General features: G+C 71.1%; 20 protein-coding genes. 10 read left to right on the top strand and 10 right to left on the bottom strand.

From position 1 onward, the window contains the following. Positions 1-26: 26 nt before the first annotated feature. From hpt to ACIHIX_RS09240, 4 genes are all read left to right on the top strand, one after another. A complete protein-coding gene (hpt, locus tag ACIHIX_RS09255) occupies positions 27-587 on the top strand; it encodes a hypoxanthine phosphoribosyltransferase (RefSeq protein WP_329344192.1) in 561 nt (186 codons plus the stop codon). A gap of 196 nt (positions 588-783) precedes the next feature. Continuing rightward, positions 784-2,823 (top strand): ATP-dependent zinc metalloprotease FtsH, encoded by a 2,040-nt coding sequence (gene ftsH, locus ACIHIX_RS09250; protein WP_399952132.1) that lies wholly within the window; start codon positions 784-786, stop codon positions 2,821-2,823. Between the two features lie 123 nt (positions 2,824-2,946). Further along, positions 2,947-3,552: a GTP cyclohydrolase I FolE gene (gene folE, locus ACIHIX_RS09245; protein WP_399952129.1), complete on the top strand. Its 606-nt coding sequence runs from the start codon at positions 2,947-2,949 to the stop codon at positions 3,550-3,552. 22 nt (positions 3,553-3,574) lie between these two features. Further along, a complete protein-coding gene (locus tag ACIHIX_RS09240) occupies positions 3,575-3,904 on the top strand; it encodes a hypothetical protein (protein WP_399952127.1) in 330 nt (109 codons plus the stop codon). A 196-nt stretch (positions 3,905-4,100) separates the two neighbouring features. On the opposite strand, the gene ACIHIX_RS09235 is transcribed toward ACIHIX_RS09240, so the two are convergent. The 6 genes from ACIHIX_RS09235 to ACIHIX_RS09210 form a co-directional block, all read right to left on the bottom strand. Beyond that, on the bottom strand, positions 4,101-4,586 hold the full coding sequence (locus ACIHIX_RS09235) for a DUF3180 domain-containing protein (protein WP_399952124.1): 486 nt from the start codon (positions 4,584-4,586) through the stop codon (positions 4,101-4,103). 86 nt (positions 4,587-4,672) lie between these two features. Further along, on the bottom strand, positions 4,673-5,284 hold the full coding sequence (folK, locus tag ACIHIX_RS09230) for a 2-amino-4-hydroxy-6-hydroxymethyldihydropteridine diphosphokinase (RefSeq protein ID WP_399952122.1): 612 nt from the start codon (positions 5,282-5,284) through the stop codon (positions 4,673-4,675). Then, positions 5,281-5,640 (bottom strand): dihydroneopterin aldolase, encoded by a 360-nt coding sequence (gene folB / locus ACIHIX_RS09225; protein WP_399952120.1) that lies wholly within the window; start codon positions 5,638-5,640, stop codon positions 5,281-5,283. The genes folK and folB overlap by 4 nt, the downstream gene beginning before the upstream one ends. 321 nt (positions 5,641-5,961) lie before the next feature. Then, complete coding sequence (locus tag ACIHIX_RS09220) at positions 5,962-6,465, bottom strand: nuclear transport factor 2 family protein (protein ID WP_399952117.1); 504 nt, start codon at positions 6,463-6,465, stop codon at positions 5,962-5,964. Further along, the gene (gene folP, locus ACIHIX_RS09215) at positions 6,462-7,355 is read right to left on the bottom strand and encodes a dihydropteroate synthase (protein WP_399952115.1); all 894 of its coding nucleotides are present in this window, start codon (positions 7,353-7,355) and stop codon (positions 6,462-6,464) included. The genes ACIHIX_RS09220 and folP overlap by 4 nt, the downstream gene beginning before the upstream one ends. Positions 7,356-7,477: 122 nt before the next feature. Next, positions 7,478-9,289: a phosphatidylglycerol lysyltransferase domain-containing protein gene (locus ACIHIX_RS09210; protein ID WP_399952114.1), complete on the bottom strand. Its 1,812-nt coding sequence runs from the start codon at positions 9,287-9,289 to the stop codon at positions 7,478-7,480. Between the two features lie 233 nt (positions 9,290-9,522). Here ACIHIX_RS09210 and ACIHIX_RS09205 point away from each other — a divergent pair, with 233 nt between their 5' ends. Together ACIHIX_RS09205 and ACIHIX_RS09200 are read left to right on the top strand one after the other, a co-directional pair. Then, the gene (locus ACIHIX_RS09205; RefSeq protein ID WP_399952112.1) at positions 9,523-10,650 is read left to right on the top strand and encodes an alpha/beta hydrolase; all 1,128 of its coding nucleotides are present in this window, start codon (positions 9,523-9,525) and stop codon (positions 10,648-10,650) included. 133 nt (positions 10,651-10,783) lie between these two features. Then, positions 10,784-12,172, top strand: coding sequence for a hypothetical protein (locus ACIHIX_RS09200; protein WP_399952110.1), 1,389 nt, complete (start codon positions 10,784-10,786; stop codon positions 12,170-12,172). A gap of 106 nt (positions 12,173-12,278) precedes the next feature. On the opposite strand, the gene ACIHIX_RS09195 is transcribed toward ACIHIX_RS09200, so the two are convergent. Beyond that, the gene (locus ACIHIX_RS09195; protein ID WP_399952108.1) at positions 12,279-13,622 is read right to left on the bottom strand and encodes a PH domain-containing protein; all 1,344 of its coding nucleotides are present in this window, start codon (positions 13,620-13,622) and stop codon (positions 12,279-12,281) included. Next, positions 13,619-14,122 (bottom strand): PH domain-containing protein, encoded by a 504-nt coding sequence (locus tag ACIHIX_RS09190; protein WP_399952106.1) that lies wholly within the window; start codon positions 14,120-14,122, stop codon positions 13,619-13,621. Before ACIHIX_RS09190 ends, ACIHIX_RS09195 begins: the two co-directional genes overlap by 4 nt. A gap of 31 nt (positions 14,123-14,153) precedes the next feature. Here ACIHIX_RS09190 and ACIHIX_RS09185 point away from each other — a divergent pair, with 31 nt between their 5' ends. Next, entirely contained in the window at positions 14,154-15,305 is a 1,152-nt protein-coding gene (locus tag ACIHIX_RS09185) for an NADH-quinone oxidoreductase subunit D (RefSeq protein ID WP_399952104.1), read from the top strand. On the opposite strand, the gene ACIHIX_RS09180 is transcribed toward ACIHIX_RS09185, so the two are convergent. Further along, positions 15,270-16,298: an SAM-dependent methyltransferase gene (locus ACIHIX_RS09180; RefSeq protein WP_399952102.1), complete on the bottom strand. Its 1,029-nt coding sequence runs from the start codon at positions 16,296-16,298 to the stop codon at positions 15,270-15,272. The genes ACIHIX_RS09185 and ACIHIX_RS09180 overlap by 36 nt on opposite strands. A gap of 118 nt (positions 16,299-16,416) precedes the next feature. On the opposite strand from ACIHIX_RS09180, the gene ACIHIX_RS09175 reads away from it, so the two are divergent. The 3 genes from ACIHIX_RS09175 to ACIHIX_RS09165 all read left to right on the top strand — a co-directional run bounded on the left by ACIHIX_RS09175 (position 16,417) and on the right by ACIHIX_RS09165 (position 19,056). Beyond that, a complete protein-coding gene (locus ACIHIX_RS09175; protein WP_399952100.1) occupies positions 16,417-17,619 on the top strand; it encodes a sensor histidine kinase in 1,203 nt (400 codons plus the stop codon). 83 nt (positions 17,620-17,702) lie between these two features. Then, complete coding sequence (locus ACIHIX_RS09170; RefSeq protein WP_399952098.1) at positions 17,703-18,374, top strand: response regulator; 672 nt, start codon at positions 17,703-17,705, stop codon at positions 18,372-18,374. A gap of 49 nt (positions 18,375-18,423) precedes the next feature. Continuing rightward, positions 18,424-19,056: an AAA family ATPase gene (locus tag ACIHIX_RS09165; RefSeq protein WP_399952096.1), complete on the top strand. Its 633-nt coding sequence runs from the start codon at positions 18,424-18,426 to the stop codon at positions 19,054-19,056. An 18-nt stretch (positions 19,057-19,074) separates the two neighbouring features. On the opposite strand, the gene ACIHIX_RS09160 is transcribed toward ACIHIX_RS09165, so the two are convergent. Then, entirely contained in the window at positions 19,075-20,175 is a 1,101-nt protein-coding gene (locus tag ACIHIX_RS09160) for a DUF5937 family protein (RefSeq protein ID WP_399952094.1), read from the bottom strand. Between the last annotated feature and the right edge of the window lie 43 nt (positions 20,176-20,218).

Genomic DNA, 20,218 nt, shown 5'->3' with positions numbered 1-20,218 from the left:
ACCGGCCGGTGGGACGACCGAAAGTGATGCGGGTGGACGCGAAAGACATGGGCACCGACCTCAAAGAGGTGCTCATCACCAAGGAAGAGATCGACGCCAAGCTGGCTGAGCTGGCCGCGAAGATCGACGCGGAGTACGCGGGCAAGGACTTGCTCATCGTCGGCGTCCTCAAGGGCGCGGTGATGGTCATGGCCGACCTCGCGCGGGCGCTGTCCACCCCCGTCACCATGGACTGGATGGCCGTGTCGTCGTACGGCGCGGGCACCCAGTCCTCCGGTGTCGTCCGGATCCTCAAGGACCTCGACACCGACATCAAGGGCAAGCACGTCCTGATCGTCGAGGACATCATCGACTCCGGCCTGACCCTGTCGTGGCTGCTGTCCAACCTCGGCTCCCGCGAGCCCGAGACGCTCAAGGTGTGCACGCTGCTGCGCAAGCCGGACGCCGCCAAGGTCGCCATCGACGTCGAGTGGGTCGGCTTCGACATCCCCAACGAGTTCGTCGTCGGCTACGGCCTCGACTACGCCGAGAAGTACCGCAACCTCCCGTTCGTCGGTACGCTCGCGCCCCACGTCTACGGCGGCTGACCCGGCCTTGGGGCCAAGCGAGCCGTCTTCCTGAGACGATCGGGAACCCCGGCGGGCTTCGCGCCGTTGGAGCATGCAGACGGGCTCGTTCAGCCGTCCCGTGCGGCTTTGGGCAACAAAGCTGGGGTACCGTCAGAAGAACTGTCTTATCAAACTCACTATGGCAGGAGGGACGGGGCGACACCGCTCCGTATGGATGGACGTGAAGCGATACTTCCGTGGGCCGGTCATGTGGATCGTGCTGGCCGTCCTTGCCGTGGTCGTGTTGATGCAGGTCGTCGGCTCGTCCGGTGGCTACAAGACGGTGGACACCGGCCAGGTCGTCCAGGCGATCAATGACAACAAGGTCCAGCAGGCCAAACTGACCACAGGCGACGAGCAGACCATCAAGGTCGAGCTCAAGGACGGCGAGAAGGTCGACGGCAGCTCGAAGATCCAGGCGAGCTACATCGGCGACCAGGGCCAGAACCTCGCCGCGACACTGCAGACCAAGTTCGAGCAGAAGCAGATCCCCGACGGCTACACCGTCTCGCCGACCAAGCAGAACGCGTTCGTCGGCATCCTGCTCTCCCTGCTTCCCTTCGTCCTCATCGTGGTCGTCTTCCTGTTCCTGATGAATCAGATGCAGGGTGGCGGCTCCCGGGTCATGAACTTCGGGAAGTCCAAGGCGAAGCTCATCACCAAGGACACCCCCAAGACGACCTTCGCGGACGTCGCCGGGTCCGACGAGGCCGTCGAGGAACTCCACGAGATCAAGGAGTTCCTCCAGGAGCCGGCCAAGTTCCAGGCCGTCGGCGCCAAGATCCCCAAGGGCGTCCTGCTCTACGGTCCTCCCGGCACCGGCAAGACCCTGCTCGCGCGTGCCGTCGCGGGCGAGGCCGGCGTTCCGTTCTACTCGATCTCCGGTTCCGACTTCGTCGAGATGTTCGTCGGTGTCGGTGCCTCCCGAGTCCGTGACCTCTTCGAGCAGGCCAAGGCGAACGCCCCGGCGATCGTCTTCGTCGACGAGATCGACGCGGTCGGCCGCCACCGCGGCGCCGGCCTCGGCGGTGGTCACGACGAGCGCGAGCAGACCCTCAACCAGCTGCTCGTCGAGATGGACGGCTTCGACGTGAAGGGCGGCGTCATCCTGATCGCCGCCACGAACCGCCCCGACATCCTCGACCCGGCCCTCCTGCGCCCCGGCCGCTTCGACCGCCAGATCGCGGTCGACCGCCCGGACATGCAGGGCCGTCTGGAGATCCTCAAGGTTCACCAGAAGGGCAAGCCGGTCGCCCCGGACGTCGACCTCTCGGCGGTCGCCCGTCGTACGCCGGGCTTCACGGGTGCCGATCTCTCCAACGTGCTGAACGAGGCCGCGCTGCTGACGGCCCGCTCGGACAAGAAGCTGATCGACAACCACATGCTGGACGAGGCGATCGACCGCGTCGTGGCGGGCCCGCAGAAGCGGACCCGGATCATGTCCGACAAGGAGAAGAAGATCACCGCGTACCACGAGGGCGGACACGCCCTGGTCGCGGCGGCCTCACCCAACTCCGACCCGGTCCACAAGATCACCATCCTGTCCCGCGGGCGCGCCCTCGGCTACACGATGGTCCTGCCGGACGAGGACAAGTACTCGACCACGCGCAACGAGATGCTCGACCAGCTCGCCTACATGCTGGGCGGTCGCGCGGCCGAGGAACTGGTCTTCCACGACCCGACCACGGGCGCCGCGAACGACATCGAGAAGGCCACGGCAACGGCCCGCGCGATGGTCACGCAGTACGGCATGACCGAGCGGCTCGGCGCCATCAAGTTCGGCGGCGACAACACCGAGCCCTTCCTCGGCCGTGAGATGGCCCACCAGCGCGACTACTCGGAAGAGGTCGCCGCCCTGGTGGACGAGGAAGTCAAGAAGCTGATCGAGAACGCGCACAACGAGGCCTGGGAGATCCTGGTCGAGAACCGCGACGTCCTCGACAACCTCGTGCTCCAGCTGCTGGAGAAGGAGACGCTGGGCAAGGAGGAGATCGCCGAGATCTTCTCCGCGATCGTCAAGCGCCCGGCCAGGCCCGCCTGGACCGGCTCCTCCCGCCGTACGCCGTCCACCCGTCCGCCGGTGCTCTCCCCGAAGGAGCTCGCCCTGACGAACGGCGCCAACGGCGCGACCCCGGCGATCTCGACCGCCAAGGCCACGGCGGCGGAGTCCGCCCCGGTGGCCGAGCCGGCCCCCGAGGAGCGTCCGGAGAGCTGACCGTTCCTCGGCCTCGGTGTCCTCACCAGGCCCGGAATGGATGCCGCGCCCCCCAGGTTCTAGCCTGGGGGGCGCGGCGTTTTTCAGCCGTGCAGGCAGGGACATCGAGGAACGAGGCACCAGATGACCGACCCCGTGACGCTGGACGGCGAAGGCTCCATCGGCGAGTTCGACGAGAAGCGCGCCGAGAACGCCGTACGCGAACTGCTGATCGCGGTCGGCGAGGACCCGGACCGCGAGGGACTCAGGGAGACGCCGGGGCGGGTGGCTCGGGCGTATCGGGAGCTCTTGGCGGGGCTTCGACAGACGCCCGAGGACGTGTTGACGACGACGTTCGATCTGGGCCACGACGAGATGGTCCTGGTGAAGGACATCGAAATCGTGAGCCTGTGCGAACACCACCTCCTGCCGTTTCATGGCGTTGCCCACGTTGGGTACATTCCGGCGGAGACGGGCAAGATCACGGGCCTGTCGAAGCTGGCCCGCCTGGTGGAGGTGTTCGCCCGGCGCCCGCAGGTGCAGGAACGACTCACCACGCAGATCGCCGACTCGCTCATGCGGATCCTTGAGGCGCGCGGTGCCATCGTCGTGATCGAGGCCGAGCACATGTGTATGTCGGTGCGGGGCATTCGCAAGCCCGGCGCAAAGACCACGACATCGGCGGTGCGTGGTCAGCTCCGGGATGCTACGACCCGGTCCGAGGCGATGAGTCTGATACTGGCGCGTTGACCTGATTGTCAGGGGGATCGCGGTGGTGTGGGGGCTGGCCAGCAAACAGACCGTGAATGGCGTCGACGGCCGTCTGCAAGCTCGTGATGTCCGGGTGGGGTGCCGCCTGTGGACACTGGACGGCGAGCGAACGGTCCAGACGACGGTCACGGACGTAGGGAGTGCCAAGGTCCGCGAAGTCGTGGACGTCGTCACCGATCATGTGACGTTCACGGTGGCGTCGGATCAACTGCTCGGCGGTGGCGATGCGCACCATCTGAGGCAGAGGTTTCCTCGTGTCGTCCTTCACGACCGGGAGACCTTCGAAGGCTTCCTGGACGGGTACACCGATATCGCATCTCGTCGTGGCTGATGGCTGGGCCGCTCGTGTGGCTTTCCCGCCCGAGCAGCATCCTTTGCAGCTTCGAGAATCAGCGTGGGTCGCAGTGCGAAGCGTCCGGCACCGCAGGGCAGAAGGACCGAAGCCCTTCACGCTGTACAGCTACCACCTCGACCCCCATCCCGGCTTCCTGGTGAACGGTCACCTCGCCCGCGAGCCCTGGTGACCGTCAGGCCGCCGAGGTGGCCCCCGTGTTGTTGTCGTCGTCCTCCGGGAGCTTGCAGACGCGCTCCAGGAAGATGGCGGCCGCTATCACCGCGATGCCCGCCAGGACCGAGAAGCCGGCGTAGATGGCCTGGTCGCGGCGGGCGGGGATGTCGAGGGACTCCAGGAGGTAGACGCCCGTGCCTCCGTACATGCCGGCGACCAGGGCGGCCACCAGGGCGCTGGCCTGGCCGAAGACGACGGCGCGGGCGGCCATCAGGGGGTCGACGCCCTTGGCCTCGGGGCGGCGCTCGCGCTGGGCCTTGAGGCGGGCGCGGATCGAGAGCGCCGTGGACAGCAGGACCACGGCGATCAGGGCGAGGACGATGGGGGCGGCCAGGGGGACGCTGGGGAGGGTCCCGATCGAGGCCCACAGGCGGGCGCCCGCCCAGGACAGGACTCCGGCGACGATGAACACGCCGGCCAGCAGCCTGATGCGCAGCTCTCTCACGGTGACCCTTCAGCTCCCCCGGATGGCAGGGACGGTGTGGTGGCCCTGATCCTTGTGCCCGACGCTCGTGCTGTTGACCTTAACGACTACTCGGGCAGCCGGAGTTCCAGGTCCTTGCGGGGTTCGACGCCGTCGCGCGTGACCTCGTCCAGGAGGCCGGAGACGGGGCCGAGGCCAGGGAGCTGTGCCTGCGGTTCCACGTCGTTCCACGGCGCCAGGACGAACGCGCGTTCGTGAGCGCGGGGGTGGGGGAGGGTGAGCGTCGGGTCGTCGGAGACGACGTCGGCGTACGCGACGATGTCGACGTCCAGGGTGCGGGCGCCCCAGCGCTCGTCGCGGACGCGGTGGAAGGCCTCCTCGACCGCGTGGGCCCGCTCCAGGAGGGAGGACGGGGGGAGTGTCGTCTTCACGACGACCACCGCGTTGAAGTACGAGGGCTGGCTGCCCGGCTCGACGCCCCACGGAGCGGTCTCGTACACCGGGGAGACCGCCTTCACGCGGACGCCGGGGGTGTCCTCCAGGGCGTCGATGGCGCCTTGGAGGGTCTCCAGGCGGTTGCCCAGGTTGGAGCCGAGGGAGATCACGGCGCGCTGGGGGTTGTGCAGGGTGGTGTCGGCGGCGTCCACCTGCTGGACGACGGAGGCGGGTACCGGCTGGACGGTCGGGTCGCTCGGACCCGTGGCGAAGGACGCGGTCATACTCGGCTCCGGGTGATGGTGATCGTCACGTCGTCGAAGGGGACGGTGATCGGTGCGTCCGGTTTGTGGACGCAGACCTCGACCTCCTGGACGCCCTCGTGCTTCAGACAGACCTGGGCGATGCGTTCGGCGAGCGTCTCGATGAGGTTGACGGGCTCGCCCTCGACGACGGCCACGACCTCCTCCGCCACGATGCCGTAGTGCGCGGTCTTCGACAGGTCGTCGTCGGCGGCGGCCGGCCGGGTGTCCAGGCCCAGGACGAGGTCCACGATGAAGGTCTGGCCCTCCTCGCGCTCCTTGGGGAACACGCCGTGGTGCCCGCGGGCCTTCAGGCCGCGCAGCGCGACACGATCCACGCGAATCACTCCTGCAATCGTCGGTAATGGCCGGTTCGTACCGGGTGCGGGCGGCACACCGGCCTCGAACGAATCTACCCGCGAGCACTGACAGCACCGGTCCACGGGGGCGTGGGGCCGGGCCGGGGCCAGGAGGTTTCACCGGGTGTTTCCCCTGGGGGACCCGGCGGCTCACGGGTTGGTAGCCGCCCCTACCCAGGGGTTCGTGATCTCAACCACTTCTTGGTCCGTCCGGTTCATGGTCCGTCCGGTTCATGGTCCGTCCGGTTCTTGGTCCGTCCGGTTCTTGGTCCGGGGCGCCCTCATGTGGCGCCTACCCACTCAGGACGATGTGTCGTCCCCTTCGGGCTCGTCGTTTTCGGCCAGAACGGGGGAGGCGTGGTGGGACCAGAGCTTCCAGCCGGACGGGGTGCGGTGGAACACGTTGGTGGCGACCACCAGCTGGCCGACGAGCGGGCCGAGTTCCTCGCCGCCCTCGGGGGCGGGGCCGCCGCTGAGGATGTTCTCGGTACAGGTCACCAGGGCGGTGTCGCCGGTGACGGAGACATGGACGTCGGTGAGGAAGAACTGGATGTAGTCGGTGTTCGCCATGATCAGCGCGTACGACCTGAGGACCTCGCCGCGGCCGGTGAGCACGGGCCAGCCGGGGTGCACGCAGGAGATCCCGCCGGCGTCGGCGGGGTCGTGGTACTCCTCGTCGACGCCCAGGTCGGCGGGGGTGAGCCAGAGCGAGGTGAGTTCTTCGAAGTCGCCGCGCTCCATCGCCTCGTAGTAGGCGGTGTTGGCGGCTTCCACCTGCTCGACGTCGGTGTGGGCGGTGCTCACCGGTCTCCCTCTGCGCTGTTGTCCGCTTCGCGCGCCCCTTCCACGGCGCGCGCGACCCGTACCGCGTCCGCCGTCGCGCGCACCTCGTGCACGCGCACCGCCCATGCGCCGGCGTGCGCCGCGAGTGCGGAGACGGCGGCCGTCGCGGCGTCGCGCTCGCGGGCGGGCGGCGGCGCTGCCTCCGGGGCGGAGGCGAGGACGCGGCCGAGGAAGCGTTTGCGGGAGGCGGCGACGAGCACAGGGTGGCCGAGGGCGAGCAGGCGGTCGAGGTGGGCGAGCAGGACGAGGTCGTGCTCGGCGTCCTTGGAGAAGCCCAGCCCGGGGTCGACGACGATGCGGTCGGGGGAGACACCGCCGGCGAGGACGGCCTCCACGCGTGCGTGCAGTTCGTCGATGACTTCGGTGACGACGTCGGCGTAGACGCCCCTGACGTTGCCGCCCTCCAGGAAGCCGCGCCAGTGCATGACGACGAAGGGGGCGCCCGCCTCGGCGACGACCGGGATCATCGCGGGGTCGGCGAGGCCGCCGCTGACGTCGTTGACGAGGGCGGCGCCGGCGGCGAGGGACTGGGCGGCGACGGAGGCGCGCATGGTGTCCACGGAGACGGTGACGCCCTCGGCGGCGAGGCCGCGGACGACCGGGATGACGCGCTTGAGCTCCTCGGCCTCGTCCACGCGGGTGGCGCCGGGGCGGGTCGACTCGCCGCCGACGTCGACCAGGTCGGCGCCCTCCGCGACGAGGGCGAGGCCGTGCTTGACGGCGGCGGTCGTGTCGAACCAGCGGCCGCCGTCGGAGAAGGAGTCGGGCGTGACGTTCACGACCCCCATGACCGCGCAGCGGTCCCATGCCGGTAGGCCGACGACGCGCCCGCGTCCGCTCTGCTTGCTCATACGTTCAGCCTAGGCCCCGCGCGGAGCCGTACCGGCGTGCGGCCCGAGCGGAAGCCCCCGGGCTGGAGAGGGGGTGGGGCTTCCGCCCGGGCCTGTCCTCAGGCGGCCCGGCTGTTTCGGGGTCATGCCGCGCGGATGTCTCTTTCCGCCACCGCGTGCGCGCACGCGCGTGCGGCGGTCCGGCGGCGGCGCAGGAACCGCGGCAGGGGCAGGGCGAGGTTCACGAAGCCCTCGGCCTGCATGGCGGCGAAGCCGATGCGGGGCAGGTCGCCCGAGGCGCGGTAGACGACGAAGCGGGGTTCCCAGCGGGGCTGGAACTTGGCGTTGAACTTGTACAGGGACTCGATCTGGAACCAGCGGGAGAGGAAGACCAGCAGTCCGCGCCAGGCGCGGAGCACCGGGCCCGCGCCGATCTTCTCGCCGCGCGCGAGGGCGGAGCGGAACATGGCGAAGTTGAGCGACACGCGCGTGATGCCGAACTTCGGGGCGGCCTGGAGCGCGGCCACGATGAGGAGTTCGTTCATGCCGGGGTCCGCCGAGCGGTCGCGGCGCATCAGGTCCAGGGAGGCGCCGTCGTGGCCCCAGGGCACGAAGTGCAGGATCGCCTTCAGATCGCCGTACTCACCGGGCTGTTCGTCGGTCTTGTGGGCCGTGGCGATCAGGCAGTCGCCGTCGGCGAGGTCGCCGATGCGGCCCAGCGCCATGGAGAAGCCGCGCTCGGTGTCGGTGCCGCGCCAGTCGTCGGCGGCGCGGCGGACGCGCTCCAGCTCGGCGTCGCCGAGGTCACGGACGCGCCGTACGCGGGTCTCGTACCCCGCGCGCTCGATGCGCTTGACCATCTGGCGCACGTTGCGCATCGCGCGCCCGGCGAGGGAGAAATCCGCGACGTCCACCACCGCCTCGTCGCCCAGTTCGAGGGCGTCCAGGCCGGTCTCGCGGGTCCAGACCTCGCCGCCCGTCTCCGAGCAGCCCATGACGGCGGGCGTCCAGGAGTGGGCCCTGGCCTCGTCCATGAAGCGCTCGATGGCGCCGGGCCAGGCCTCGACGTCGCCGATCGGGTCGCCGCTGGCGAGCATGACGCCGGAGACGACGCGGTAGGTCACCGCGGCCTTGCCGCTGGGGGAGAAGACGACGGCCTTGTCCCGGCGCAGGGCGAAGTGGCCGAGGGAGTCGCGGCCGCCGTGCTTGTCCAGCAGGGCCCGCAGACGGACCTCGTCGTCCTCTGTGAGGCGCGCGGCGGGGTGTTCGGGGCGGAAGGCCAGGTAGATCGTGGTGATGGCCGTGAGCAGGCCCAGGGCGCCGAGGGAGAAGGCGACCGTCCAGGAGGTGTTGCCCTGGTAGTCGACCGGGCCCTCGAAGCCGAAGAGGCCGTACAGGACGTGCGTAATGCGATCGGCCAGGCTCGGGTCGCCGACCAGCGTCCTGGGGTGGACGCTGACGATGACCAGTCCGAGGAAGAGGGAACCGGCGCCCATGAGGACGAAGTTGGCGAGCGCGCGCCAGCGGCTGCGCGGGTCGGGCAGCGCCTTGAACTGGTCGCGGTGGATCAGCAGCGGCGCGAGCAGGGCGAGCGAGATGAGCACGCCCACCGGGGAGTGGCGGTACGTGAACTGCGCGACCGCGCCGACCGGCAGCAGGACCACGGCGGCCCGCCAGGCCCGCCGCTTGTGGCGCCTGAGGCCGTGCGCGAGCAGGAGCAGCAGCACACCGGCGCTCAGCGAGAGCGCCGCGGCGAACGGCCCGAGCGCGCCGGGCAGCACCTCGGCCAGGGTGTGCATACGGCTGTGACGGAAGCGCGGGAACACCCCCGCGGCAATGTCCAGAAGCCCCACCACCGCGCAGGCTCTGGCGACCAGGACCGGGACGGCCTCAGGGCGCGGGCCGCGCAGTACGCGCCGCACACGCGGTGATCGGCTCGGAACCCCGCCCGACATTTCCTCATCTGTCCTGACAGACATCGCATCCCGTAGTTCTGCGAGAGACCTTGGATCCGGGCCCGATTCGGGCATCCGGCGACATTGCGCCCTCTAGGACGGTGTCTCGGGGAGAGAGGTTCACTCACTTCTCCAAAGCCGGTTCAAAGGCCGGGAAAAGGGCCGGACAAGCCCTCGCGAAGATCCGCGGGAGGCGCGTCGGTACGGGGAGAAAGCGCAGGCAGGAAGCAACCATGGGTCTCACGGGCAACAACGTGCTGGTGCTGGCGATCGCGTCGGCCGTGGCTCTGTTCGTCGGCACGGTATGGCTGTGGCCACGGCTGGCCCGGCGCAGCTGGCGGGCCGTCAGCGGGCGCGTGGGCCTGCTGTTCGCGACCCAGCTGGCGCTGTTCGCGGCGCTCGGGCTCGGTGCCAATCAGACTTTCGGGTTCTACGCGAGCTGGGCCGACCTGTTCGGACAGGAGGACGAGCAGGGCGTCGTCATGAACCACACGGCGAACGGCGGCTCCGGCGGCCCGCTCCAGGTGACGGACGTGGGACGGGTCAAGGAGACCGGCAGCGGACGGCCGCAGCGCGCCGGACAGATCCAGCAGGTCGACATAGTGGGCCGTACGACGCACATCGCGACGTCCGCCTACGTCTACCTGCCGCCGGAGTACTTCCAGCCGCAGTACCGCACGCGCACGTTCCCGGCGGCCGTGGTCCTCACCGGTTATCCGGGCACCGCGCGGGCGCTGGTCGACAAACTCCACTATCCGAGCACGGCGTTGGAGCTCGCCAAGGACGGCCGTATGCAGCCGATGATCCTGGTGATGCTGCGGCCGACGGTGGCGCCGCCCCGGGACACGGAGTGCGTCGACATTCCGAACGGACCGCAGACGGAGTCGTTCTTCGCCAAAGATCTGCCGGACGCCGTACTCGCGCACTACCGGGTGGGGAAGAAGCCGGGCAGCTGGGGCGTCATCGGTGACTCCACGGGCGGTTACTGCGCACTGAAGCTCGCCATGCACCACCCCGAGGTGTACGCCGCGGGGGCGGGCCTTTCGCCGTACTACAAGGCGCCCATCGACCCCACCACGGGTGATCTCTTCCAGGGGAACGAGGAACTCCGCAACCGCGCCGATCTGTGGTGGTACCTCAAGCACGAGCCGGCCCCCGACACTTCACTGCTCGTCAGCAGCAGCAAGGTGGGCGAGTCCAACTACAAGGACACCCTGAAGTTCATAGAGCGCGTCAAGGAGACCGACCGGACCCGTATCTCGTCGATCATCCTCGAAAGCGGCGGGCACAACTTCAACACCTGGCGGCGGGAGATTCCGGCGACTCTCCAGTGGATCAGCGGGCGGTTGAGCGACCGGTGAGACCGGAAATGATCTTGGCGGTGTCGAATTCGGTGGCCGGTCTGATTCCTGATGTCGTGTGAAGGCCTCGGGATGGCTGTGTTTTTACGGGCCGGGGCACCACGATTCGCCTACGCGCGGTAAGTTTCTGGCCATGCCACGTGGACGTCACCGCCATTCACCGCCTTTGCACAGGCTGCTTCCCCCGTCGGCGATCGCAGGCGTCTCGCTCGTCTGCGCCTTCGGACCCTGGGTGTTCTCGCAACAGGCCGTGCTGCGTGTCATCGCCGCGAGCGCCGCGGCGACGGCGGTGGTCGGTGCTGCCGTCATGCGCCGCTGGGACGCGCAGGCCGGCAAGCAGGTCGCCGACCTCACGCGCGCGCGTGCCGGCGACGAGTGGCGGTTCGAGGAGCGGGTCGCCGAACTGGAGACCGATCTCGAGGAGTCGCGCGAACTGCGCGTCAAGCTGGAGCAGCGGCTGCGGGCCAAGCGCTCCGAACTCGCGGGCCTGCGCAATGAGCACGCGGCGCTGCTGCGCCGGTACGCCACGGCGGAGACCGAGCGCGCGAGCGCCCTGGAGGGGCGCCGTCTCCTGGAGATAGAGGCCGCGCCGGCCCGCGCGCTGCCTCCGGTGCCGGTTCCCGCGGCCGGCGTCGAGGAGGACGAGGCTGTGGCTGCCTCGGTCGAGGACGACCAGGCGGAGGGCGCGGAGGCGGTGGCGGGTCCGGAGGTCGCGGAGGCCGCCGACGACGAGCCGGAGACGCCCGCGATCTTCTCGCCGGAGGGTTCGCAGCTGTTCCTGCGGGCCAAGGTGGCGCTGGCGAAGCTCGACGCGGAGGCTGCCGGCAAGGGTGATGGCGATGCCGATGCCGACGCCCCCGAGGAAGCCTCTGCGCACGCCTCCAAGGAGGCTTCCACGGACGCCTCCACGGACGCCTCCACGGATGCTCCCCAGGGCGAGGGCTCGCCCAAGGGCGACGGTTCCCCGAAGGGGGACGGCACGCCGGACGGCGACGGCGGCCCCAAGGGCGACAGCCCCACCAAGCACGTGCCGGCCCAGGCCGGCCCCGTCGCCGCCGAGGTCCACGCCTCCGGCGACTCCGCAGCGGAGGCCGCGCAGTCCGCGCAGGAGGACGAGGCGCAGGGGCAGCCCGTGGCGGCCGACGAGCACGAGCGCGCGGTCGCCATCACCCCCACCACGACGGCCAAGCCTGCCCAGCCCGTGCAGCAGCCCTCCGGACACTTCGTCGCGCCGACCGCCGTGGCCGTCGTCCCGGCGGCGCCCGTGCGGCGTTCGACGGTCGAGGGCGGTTTCGACTTCTTCGGCATGCAGAAGGCGTCCGCCGCCCTGGAGGCGGTGCAGAACGAGGACCTCGCCGACGTGGTCGGCCAGGAGGCGCTCGCGCTCCACAAGGCCGAGGCCGAGGCGGAGTTCAAGCCGGCCGACGCGGAGTCGCGCGGTGTCGGCCAGGTCATCGACCTGACGGCGCACGACGAGACGGAGCAGATCGACCTGCAGGGGCTGCGCAGCGCGGTGTCCTGAGCGAGTCGCCTGGCGGTGAGGCCGCGTGGTTCCCGGTCGGGGCCGCGCGGCCTCACCGTTTTCGTGAGCAGTCGTGCGTCCGGCTCCTGGCGCGGCGATGCCGCCGTCAGGCCATCCAGCGGTCCGGCAGCGCGTCGCGGCGTCCCGTCCGTGAGCGCTCGGCCTGCGCCCGCAGCAGCTCCGCCGCCTCCTCCGCGTCCCGCAGACGGGCCGTGACGGTCTTGCCGGCCCCCGTGTCCACATGGACGTCGGCGAGCCCCCACAGGCGCCGCCAGGGGCCTTGAACGAGCCGTACGCTCTGCACCTTGGCGTGCGGCACGAGGGCGACGCTGCGCCTCAGGAGTCCCTGCCGGGCCGCGAACACCGCGTCCGTGACGGCGAGTCCATGGCCGCGCCACCACACCGGCACGCACCGTCCGGCGCGTCGCGGCGGCCGGGACAGCGCGCTCGGCGGCGGCACCGTCACGCCGGGCAGCACGCGCGCGACGACGGCCTCGGCGACCTCGCGCGGGGCGACCGGCACCAGCACCGAGTTGGACGACCCGGCCACGTCCAGCTCCACCCGCACCCAGCCGCGCCGCCGCCACAGCAGCGGCTCCACGATCCGCACGGTCTGCACGCGCCCCGGCGGCACCGTCTCGTGCGTGCGGTCCAGGAGTCCGTGGTCGATCCGCAGTCCGTCGGGCGACTCGCCCACGGTCCAGTCGTACTCGCCGACGAACCGCCCCACGCTGCTCGCGCCCGCCGCGCCGAGCAGCGGCAGCCCGGTGGCGAGGACCGTCCACAGGCTGTGGGTGGCGAACCACAGGACGGGCGGTACGACGAGGGCGGCGACCAGGGCGCCCCAGGTGGCGCCCGTCAGGGCGAGGGCGATCGCGAGGTCGCGCGGGGGCGTGCGCAGCAGCTCGCGCGCCGGAGCCTCGCCGACTTCGTGCGCCGTCTCGGGTGCGAACCCGGCGGCGCGCGCGAGGAGTTCCGCGCGGAGCGTGCGCGCCTCGCGCTCCCCCAGGAACGCGAGCTCGTCCTTCTTGTCGGCGCCTATGACGTCGAGTTTCAGCTTGGCGACGCCCGCCACACGCGCGAGGAGCGGCTGGGTGACGTCGACGGCCTGGATGCGTTCCAGCCGGATGTGCACGGTGCGCCGGAACACCAGACCGGTACGGATGCGCAGTTCGGACTCGGTGACCGCGAAGTGCGTGTACCACCAGGTGAGGAAGCCGTACAGGGCGGCGGCCGGGACCAGGACGGCGACCGCGATCAGCAGGGTCGTGGTGGTGAGCCGGGTCAGCTGGCGCTGCGCCTGGTCGGGGTCGTGCACCGCCCACCCGATGAGCACCGCCACGGGCGCCCACGCCCGTCTGAGCGGGGTCACCGGGTGCAGCCGCCGCTCGGTCACCGGCGGCCTGGCCCGCAGCTCGGGCACGCCGTCGTCGAGACCCGGCGTCGTCACAGGCCCGCCGATCGGGCCTCGCCGAGCTCGGTGAGCCGGTCGCGCAGCCGTTCCGCCTCGGCCGGTTCGAGGCCGGGGATGGTGGCGTCGGTCGCCGCGGCGGCCGTGTGGAGCTGGACGCTGGCGAGCCCGAAGTGCCGCTCCACGGGGCCGGAGGTGACCTCGACGAGCTGCATCCGCCCGTACGGCACGACCGTCTCCTCGCGCCACAGCACGCCCCGGCTGATCAGCAGGTCGTCCGCGCGCTCGGCGTAGCGCCAGGAGGCCCAGTTGCGGCCGAGCATCACCCAGCCCCAGGCGATGACGGCGAGCGGCAGCAGCGCGAGGGCGGCCCAGACCGGGCCCGCGAACAGGCCGAGCAGCACACCCAGCGCGAGGGCGATCAGCCCCAGCCACACCATCAGCAACAGCCTTCGCATCCGCAGCAGCCCAGGGGGCAGCCCGATCCACACCGGCTCGCCCGCCACCGGTTCCGTGTCCTGCCCGCTCCCCGTCTCCATAGGGTCAGCGTACGTAGGAGAGACTGTGTCCATGACTCCCACGACGGAGACCACGGTCGGTATCGGCGGCGCCGCGGAGAGCACCGACATGGTGCTCAACATCGGGCCCCAGCACCCGTCGACGCACGGTGTGCTGCGCCTCAGGCTCGTCCTGGACGGCGAGCGGATCCAGCACGCGGAGCCGGTGATCGGCTATATGCACCGCGGCGCGGAGAAGCTCTTCGAGGCGCGCGACTACCGCCAGATCATCATGCTCGCCAACCGCCACGACTGGCTGTCGGCCTTCTCCAACGAGCTGGGCGTGGTCCTCGCCGTCGAACGCATGCTGGGCATGGAGGTCCCCACGCGCGCGGTGTGGACGCGCACGCTGCTCGCGGAGCTCAACCGGGTCCTCAACCACCTGATGTTCCTCGGGTCGTACCCCTTGGAGCTCGGTGGCATCACGCCGGTCTTCTACGCGTTCCGGGAGCGCGAGGTGCTCCAGAACGTCATGGAGGAGGTCTCCGGCGGGCGCATGCACTACATGTTCAACCGCGTCGGCGGCCTCAAGGAGGACCTCCCGGCCGGCTGGACGGGACGCGCGCGGGCCGCCGTCGCCGCTGTGCGCTCCCGCATGGACGTGTACGACGACCTGGTGCTCGGCAACGAGATCTTCCGGGGGCGAACGCGGGGCGTGGGCGCCCTCGCCCCGCAGGCCGTGCACGCCTACGGCGTGAGCGGGCCCATCGCGCGCGCCTCCGGCGTCGACTTCGACCTGCGCCGCGACGAGCCCTACCTCGCGTACGGGGAGCTCCAGGACACCCTGAAGGTGGTGACCCGGACGGAGGGCGACTGTCTCGCCCGCTTCGAGGTCCTCCTGGAGCAGACCCACAACGCCCTCGACCTCGCCGACGCCTGCCTGGACCGGCTCGCCGAGCTGGAGCCGGGGCCGATCAACCAGCGGCTCCCCAAGGTCCTGAAGGCGCCCGAGGGCCACACGTACGCGTGGACCGAGAACCCCCTCGGCATCAACGGCTACTACCTCGTCAGCAAGGGCGAGAAGACCCCGTACCGGCTCAAGCTCCGCTCGGCGTCGTACAACAACATCCAGGCCCTCGTGGAGCTGCTCCCGGGGACGCTGGTGGCGGACATGGTGGCGATCCTCGGGTCACTGTTCTTCGTGGTCGGGGACATCGACAAGTAGGCCGCCCAGGCGCGCGTGCTCGATGCCCACGGGCTGGAGCAGCCAGCCGAAGTCGCCGAGGCCCCCGGGTGCGGTGAGTTCGGCGGCCTCGCCTGCGCTCGCGAGGGCGCGGACGTAGGCCGCGGGTTGCGTGGTCGCGAGCGCGAGCGGCGGGCGTGCGCCCGTGATCGCCAAGGCACGCAGAACCGCGCGCTGCGTCAGTACGCGCCCTCCGGGGAGCGTGCACGCGTCCAGTGCGACGTGCGCCGTGATGTCGCACGACCCGTCCGGTACGGGCGCCGTCTCGCGCCCGGCGCGAAACCCGGTGAGCGTCCCGAACAGGGGGCGCGCGCCCATGGCGTGCGCGTAGTCGACCGCCACCGCGAGCCCCCGCCCCACGGACCCGACCGCGTCCGCCCACACCTCGTCCCGGGGCAGCCCGATCTCCGCCCGCAGCCCCTCCTCGGCGGGCAGTGGCCACCACCGCGCGAGCCACCGCGCCTCCGCGGCGGAGAGCGGCTCGCCGAGACGTTCGGTGCCGTCCCGCCGTACGAGCACCCGCCGCGCGACCCCCGCGGGGTCCACCTCGGCGACCTCGACCGGTACGTTGTCCAGCCACTCGTTGGCGAACAGCAGGCCGGTGATCCCGGGCGGGGGCTCGGGCAGCCACTCGATCCGGTGGTCGAGGCCGGGCGGGCGGTCGGCGATCTCCACGGCGTACGCGCGCGTGCGGGCCGCGACGTCCGCGGGCAGCGCCGCGAGCACCCCGGTGGCCAGCTCGCCCCGGCCGGCCGCCATGTCGACGAAGTCGAGCCCCGCGGGCCGCTCCAGGGCCTCGTCGACCCGGCACAGCAGCCGGGCCACCGCCTCGGCGAACAGCGGCGACGCGTGCACGGACGTACGGAAGTGGCCGGCCGGGCCCTCAGGGCGGCGGTAGAAGCCGTCGGGTCCGTACAGGGCGGCCTCCGTCGCCGCCCGCCAGCCGCGCCACTCGTCCGCCGTCCCGTCCGTCACGGCGCCAGACTATGCGTACAGGGGAGCGGAGCCTCCACCTTGGGGAGTATGCCGGGGGCGCATGGATCGGCCCTCCGGTTGACCCCTGCACACATCACGCTTCCCTACGCTGGGTTACGTGCAGCGCCTCTATGACTTCCTCCGCAGGCACCCGACATGGGTCGACGGCTTCTGGGCCGTCTTCCTGTTCGGGATCTCGGTCATGTTCGAAGTCGCCGAGCAGTCGGACGAGGGCACCGACGCGGAGGCCGCGATCATCCCGGTCATCCTCCTGCTGTGCCTGGTGATCGCGCTGCGCCGGCGCATGCCGGAGAAGATGCTGCTCCTGGCCGTCGCCATCGGCGTCGTCCAACTGCTGACGGACGTCTCGACGACGCCGGGCGACTTCGCGTTCCTCGTGATCGTCTACACCGTCGCCGCGACCGGCGCCCGCTGGGCGTCCCGGCTCGCGCTCGCCATGGGGCTGAGCGCGGCGTGCGTGGCGCATCTGCGGTGGTGGAACCACGACGCGAGCGCCCTGGCCAACGCGGCGCTCATCGTCTTCCAGACCGTGCCGTTCGCGCTGGCCTGGGTGCTCGGCGACTCGGTGCGCACCCGCCGCGCGTACTTCGCGCAGCTGGAGGAGCGCGCGAGCAGGCTCGAGAAGGAGCGCGAGGCACAGGCCAAGGTCGCGGTCGCCGCCGAACGCGCCCGGATCGCCCGCGAGCTGCACGACGTGGTCGCGCACAACGTGTCGGTGATGGTGGTGCAGGCCGACGGCGCCGCGTACGTCCTCGACGCCGCGCCCGACCAGGCGCGGAAGGCCCTGGAGACGATCTCCTCGACCGGCCGCCAGGCCCTCGCCGAGATGCGCCGCCTGCTGGGCGTGCTGCGCACCGGCGAGCACCAGGAGGTCGGGGAGTACGTCCCGCAGCCCGACGTCGAGCAGATCGACGACCTGGTCGAGCAGTGCCGCACCTCCGGCCTCCCCGTCGACTTCAAGGTGGAGGGCACCCCGCGCCCGCTGCCCAGCGGCGTCGAGCTCACGGCGTACCGCATCGTGCAGGAGGCGCTCACCAACACCCGCAAGCACGGCGGGCCCAACGCGGGCGCGAGCGTGCGCCTGGTCTACTTCGACGACGGACTCGGTCTGCTGGTCGAGGACGACGGCAAGGGCGCGCCGCACGAGCTGTACGAGGACGGCGGCGCCGACGGCCAGGGCCACGGCCTGATCGGGATGCGCGAGCGCGTCGGTATGGTCGGCGGCACGCTGGATGCGGGACCGCGTCCGGGCGGAGGATTCCGTATCAGCGCCCTGCTCCCGCTCAAACCGGCGCATTGACGCCTACGCACGCCCCCTGTTGACACCTGTCACGCCCCCGCCGAACGAACAAGAAGCCCTGTAGAGAGACGGAAGAGGCCCCGATGACGATCCGCGTGATGCTCGTCGACGACCAGGTGCTGCTGCGCACCGGGTTCCGGATGGTGCTCGCCGCCCAGCCGGACATGGAGGTCGTCGCGGAGGCGGGCGACGGCGTCGAGGCCCTCCAGGTGCTGCGCGCGACGGCCGTCGACGTGGTGCTGATGGACGTGCGCATGCCCAAGCTGGACGGAGTGGAGACCACCCGGCGCATCTGCCAGGAGGAGAACCCGCCGAAGGTGCTGATCCTGACCACCTTCGACCTCGACGAGTACGCCTTCTCCGGGCTGAAGGCGGGCGCGTCCGGCTTCATGCTCAAGGACGTGCCGCCCGGTGAGCTCCTCGCCGCGATCCGCGCGGTGCACAGCGGCGACGCGGTGGTGGCCCCCTCGACCACCCGCCGCCTCCTCGACCGGTTCGCGCCGATGCTGCCGAGCGCCGGCAAGGAGCCCCAGCACAAGGAGCTGGAGCGGCTCACCGACCGGGAGCGCGAGGTCATGATCCTGGTCGCCCAGGGGCTGTCCAACGGCGAGATCGCGGCCCGCCTGGTGCTGTCCGAGGCGACCGTGAAGACCCATGTGGGCCGCATCCTGACCAAGCTCGGGCTCAGGGACCGGGTCCAGGTGGTCGTCCTGGCGTACGAGACGGGGCTGGTGCGCGCCGGGGGGCACGGCTGAGTCGGGCGACCGTGACGCGCGCGTGACCGCCGCCCACTAGGGTCTGCGCATGCTCCTCTGGATCAACGGCCCCTTCGGGGGCGGCAAGACCCAGACCGCGTACGAGATCCAGCGCCGTCTGCCCGGCAGCGTCGTCTGCGACCCCGAGCACGCCGGCTTCGGGCTGCGCCGCATGCTGCCGCCGGAACTCCGCGGCGACTTCCAGGATCTGACGACCTGGCGGCAGGGCGTCGTCGAGGTCCTCGACCTCGCCCTGACCAAGCACGACGGCGTGGTCATCGCCCCCATGACGGTGACGAACTCCGGTTACTTCGCCGAGACCGTGGGCCGGCTGGGCGAACTCGGCCACGACGTACGCCACTTCACGCTCCTCGCCCAGCGCGAGACCGTCCTGAAGCGCCTCCGTGAGCGCGGCTTCGGGCACCTCCTTCAGTTCGTGGGCGGGAAGAACGCCGGCCTGGGGCGTGAGACCTGGGCGGTGCAACAGCTCGACCACTGTCTGGAGCGGCTGCGCGAGCCGGAGTTCGCCGAACATCTGTGGACGGACGACTCGACCGTGCCCAAGACGGCCGACCGGATCGCCGTCCTCGCGGGGCTGCGGCTGCGGCCGAACAACGAGGGTGCGCTGCGGACACGGCTCAGGCAGGCGCGGATCGGGCTGCGGCACATCCGGTTCGACTGAGCCGCGCGGGCGGCGCGGTCAGCGCAGGATGCCCTCCAGGAAGTCGCTGCCCAGCCGGGCCACGGCCGCTATGTCCAGCTGATGCTGGACATAGCGGCCACGGCGGCGCGTGGAGACCAGGCCCGCCTTCTTCAGCACACCAAGGTGCCGGGATATCTCCGGGGCGGTCATGCCGTGCACCTGCGCCAGCTCGCTCGTGGTGTAGGCGCTGCGGGCCAGGTTGCGGCAGATCCGCATCCGCACGGGGTGGGACAGCGCGGTCATCCGCAACGCGAGCTGCTCCACGGACGAGGGAGGCGTGAGCTCCGGCGAGCCGACCGGGTACTGCACCACCGGCTGCCAGTCCCGCCGGTACAGCACGGACAGGTGGGGCCGGCCGAGACTGGTGGGTACGAGGAGCAGGGCGCCGCTCTCGGTGGCCGTACGGCCCACGCTCAGCTTGTCGACCGTGATCTCCCCGGCCGCCTCGTCGAGCGTGACCGCCGGAGAGACGGCGGCCAGGGCCTCGGCCAGGCCCTTGCGGCGCAGCAGGTCGGTCTTGTGCCGGGCGTCGGCCGCGAGCTGATGACTCAGACGGGCCCAGGCCTGCGCGAAGAACGCCTCGTCGCAGTCCTGGAGGAACTGCCGCAGCCAGGCCCGGATCTTGGGCGGATCGGTCAGCAGCAGCTCGCTGAACCGCTGCTGCCGCGGCCCCCGCGCGGCGGCCAGCTCAAGGGCGCGGCGCCCCAGCTCGGTGTCGACGAGCGGACTGGGGCCGACGCCGTAGGGCATCGCGCAGCTGAACTCCAGGGCCGCGTCGACGAACTGCTCGTCACTCAGCTTGTCCAGCAGGTCCAGTTCCTCGGCGAGCGTGCCACCGGGGAGGGCGCCGCCGGGCACGCCCGCGTACGGCAGGAACAGGTCCGAGAACGTCGAGCGCCAAAGGAAGTCCGCGTCGCACATCCGGTCGGCCAGATGCGGGTCCAGGCCGGCCGTCACGCCCGTCACCCAGCCCTGCAGGCCCGGGTGGTGCCCCGGCTCGGCCAGCGCGTGCAGCGCCATCCCGAGCTCGGCCAGGGGCGAGGGCACGACGGCGACCCCTTCCGGCCGCAGCCCCGTGATGTCGATGCGCACGCTCATGCCTTCATGGTGCACCCGGCCACTGACAACGCCGTCCCCGATT

It is taken from the genome of Streptomyces sp. NPDC051913 (assembly GCF_044593635.1).
Lineage (GTDB): Bacteria > Actinomycetota > Actinomycetes > Streptomycetales > Streptomycetaceae > Streptomyces.
Note: the sequence above shows the minus strand (reverse complement) of the source record. Positions and strands in the feature narration are given on the sequence as shown.

Bases quoted from the DNA above. Each gene is read 5' to 3' on its own strand.
- hpt (WP_329344192.1), top strand. From the start codon at position 27: ATGCGGGTGGACGCGAAAGACATGGGCACCGACCTCAAAGAGGTGCTC.
- ftsH (WP_399952132.1), top strand. From the start codon at position 784: ATGGACGTGAAGCGATACTTCCGTGGGCCGGTCATGTGGATCGTGCTG.
- folE (WP_399952129.1), top strand. From the start codon at position 2,947: ATGACCGACCCCGTGACGCTGGACGGCGAAGGCTCCATCGGCGAGTTC.
- folK (WP_399952122.1), bottom strand. From the start codon at position 5,284: ATGACCGCGTCCTTCGCCACGGGTCCGAGCGACCCGACCGTCCAGCCG.
- folP (WP_399952115.1), bottom strand. From the start codon at position 7,355: ATGAGCAAGCAGAGCGGACGCGGGCGCGTCGTCGGCCTACCGGCATGG.
- ACIHIX_RS09210 (WP_399952114.1), bottom strand. From the start codon at position 9,289: ATGTCGGGCGGGGTTCCGAGCCGATCACCGCGTGTGCGGCGCGTACTG.
- ACIHIX_RS09205 (WP_399952112.1), top strand. From the start codon at position 9,523: ATGGGTCTCACGGGCAACAACGTGCTGGTGCTGGCGATCGCGTCGGCC.
- ACIHIX_RS09200 (WP_399952110.1), top strand. From the start codon at position 10,784: ATGCCACGTGGACGTCACCGCCATTCACCGCCTTTGCACAGGCTGCTT.
- ACIHIX_RS09190 (WP_399952106.1), bottom strand. From the start codon at position 14,122: ATGGAGACGGGGAGCGGGCAGGACACGGAACCGGTGGCGGGCGAGCCG.
- ACIHIX_RS09185 (WP_399952104.1), top strand. From the start codon at position 14,154: ATGACTCCCACGACGGAGACCACGGTCGGTATCGGCGGCGCCGCGGAG.
- ACIHIX_RS09170 (WP_399952098.1), top strand. From the start codon at position 17,703: ATGACGATCCGCGTGATGCTCGTCGACGACCAGGTGCTGCTGCGCACC.
- ACIHIX_RS09165 (WP_399952096.1), top strand. From the start codon at position 18,424: ATGCTCCTCTGGATCAACGGCCCCTTCGGGGGCGGCAAGACCCAGACC.
- ACIHIX_RS09160 (WP_399952094.1), bottom strand. From the start codon at position 20,175: ATGAGCGTGCGCATCGACATCACGGGGCTGCGGCCGGAAGGGGTCGCC.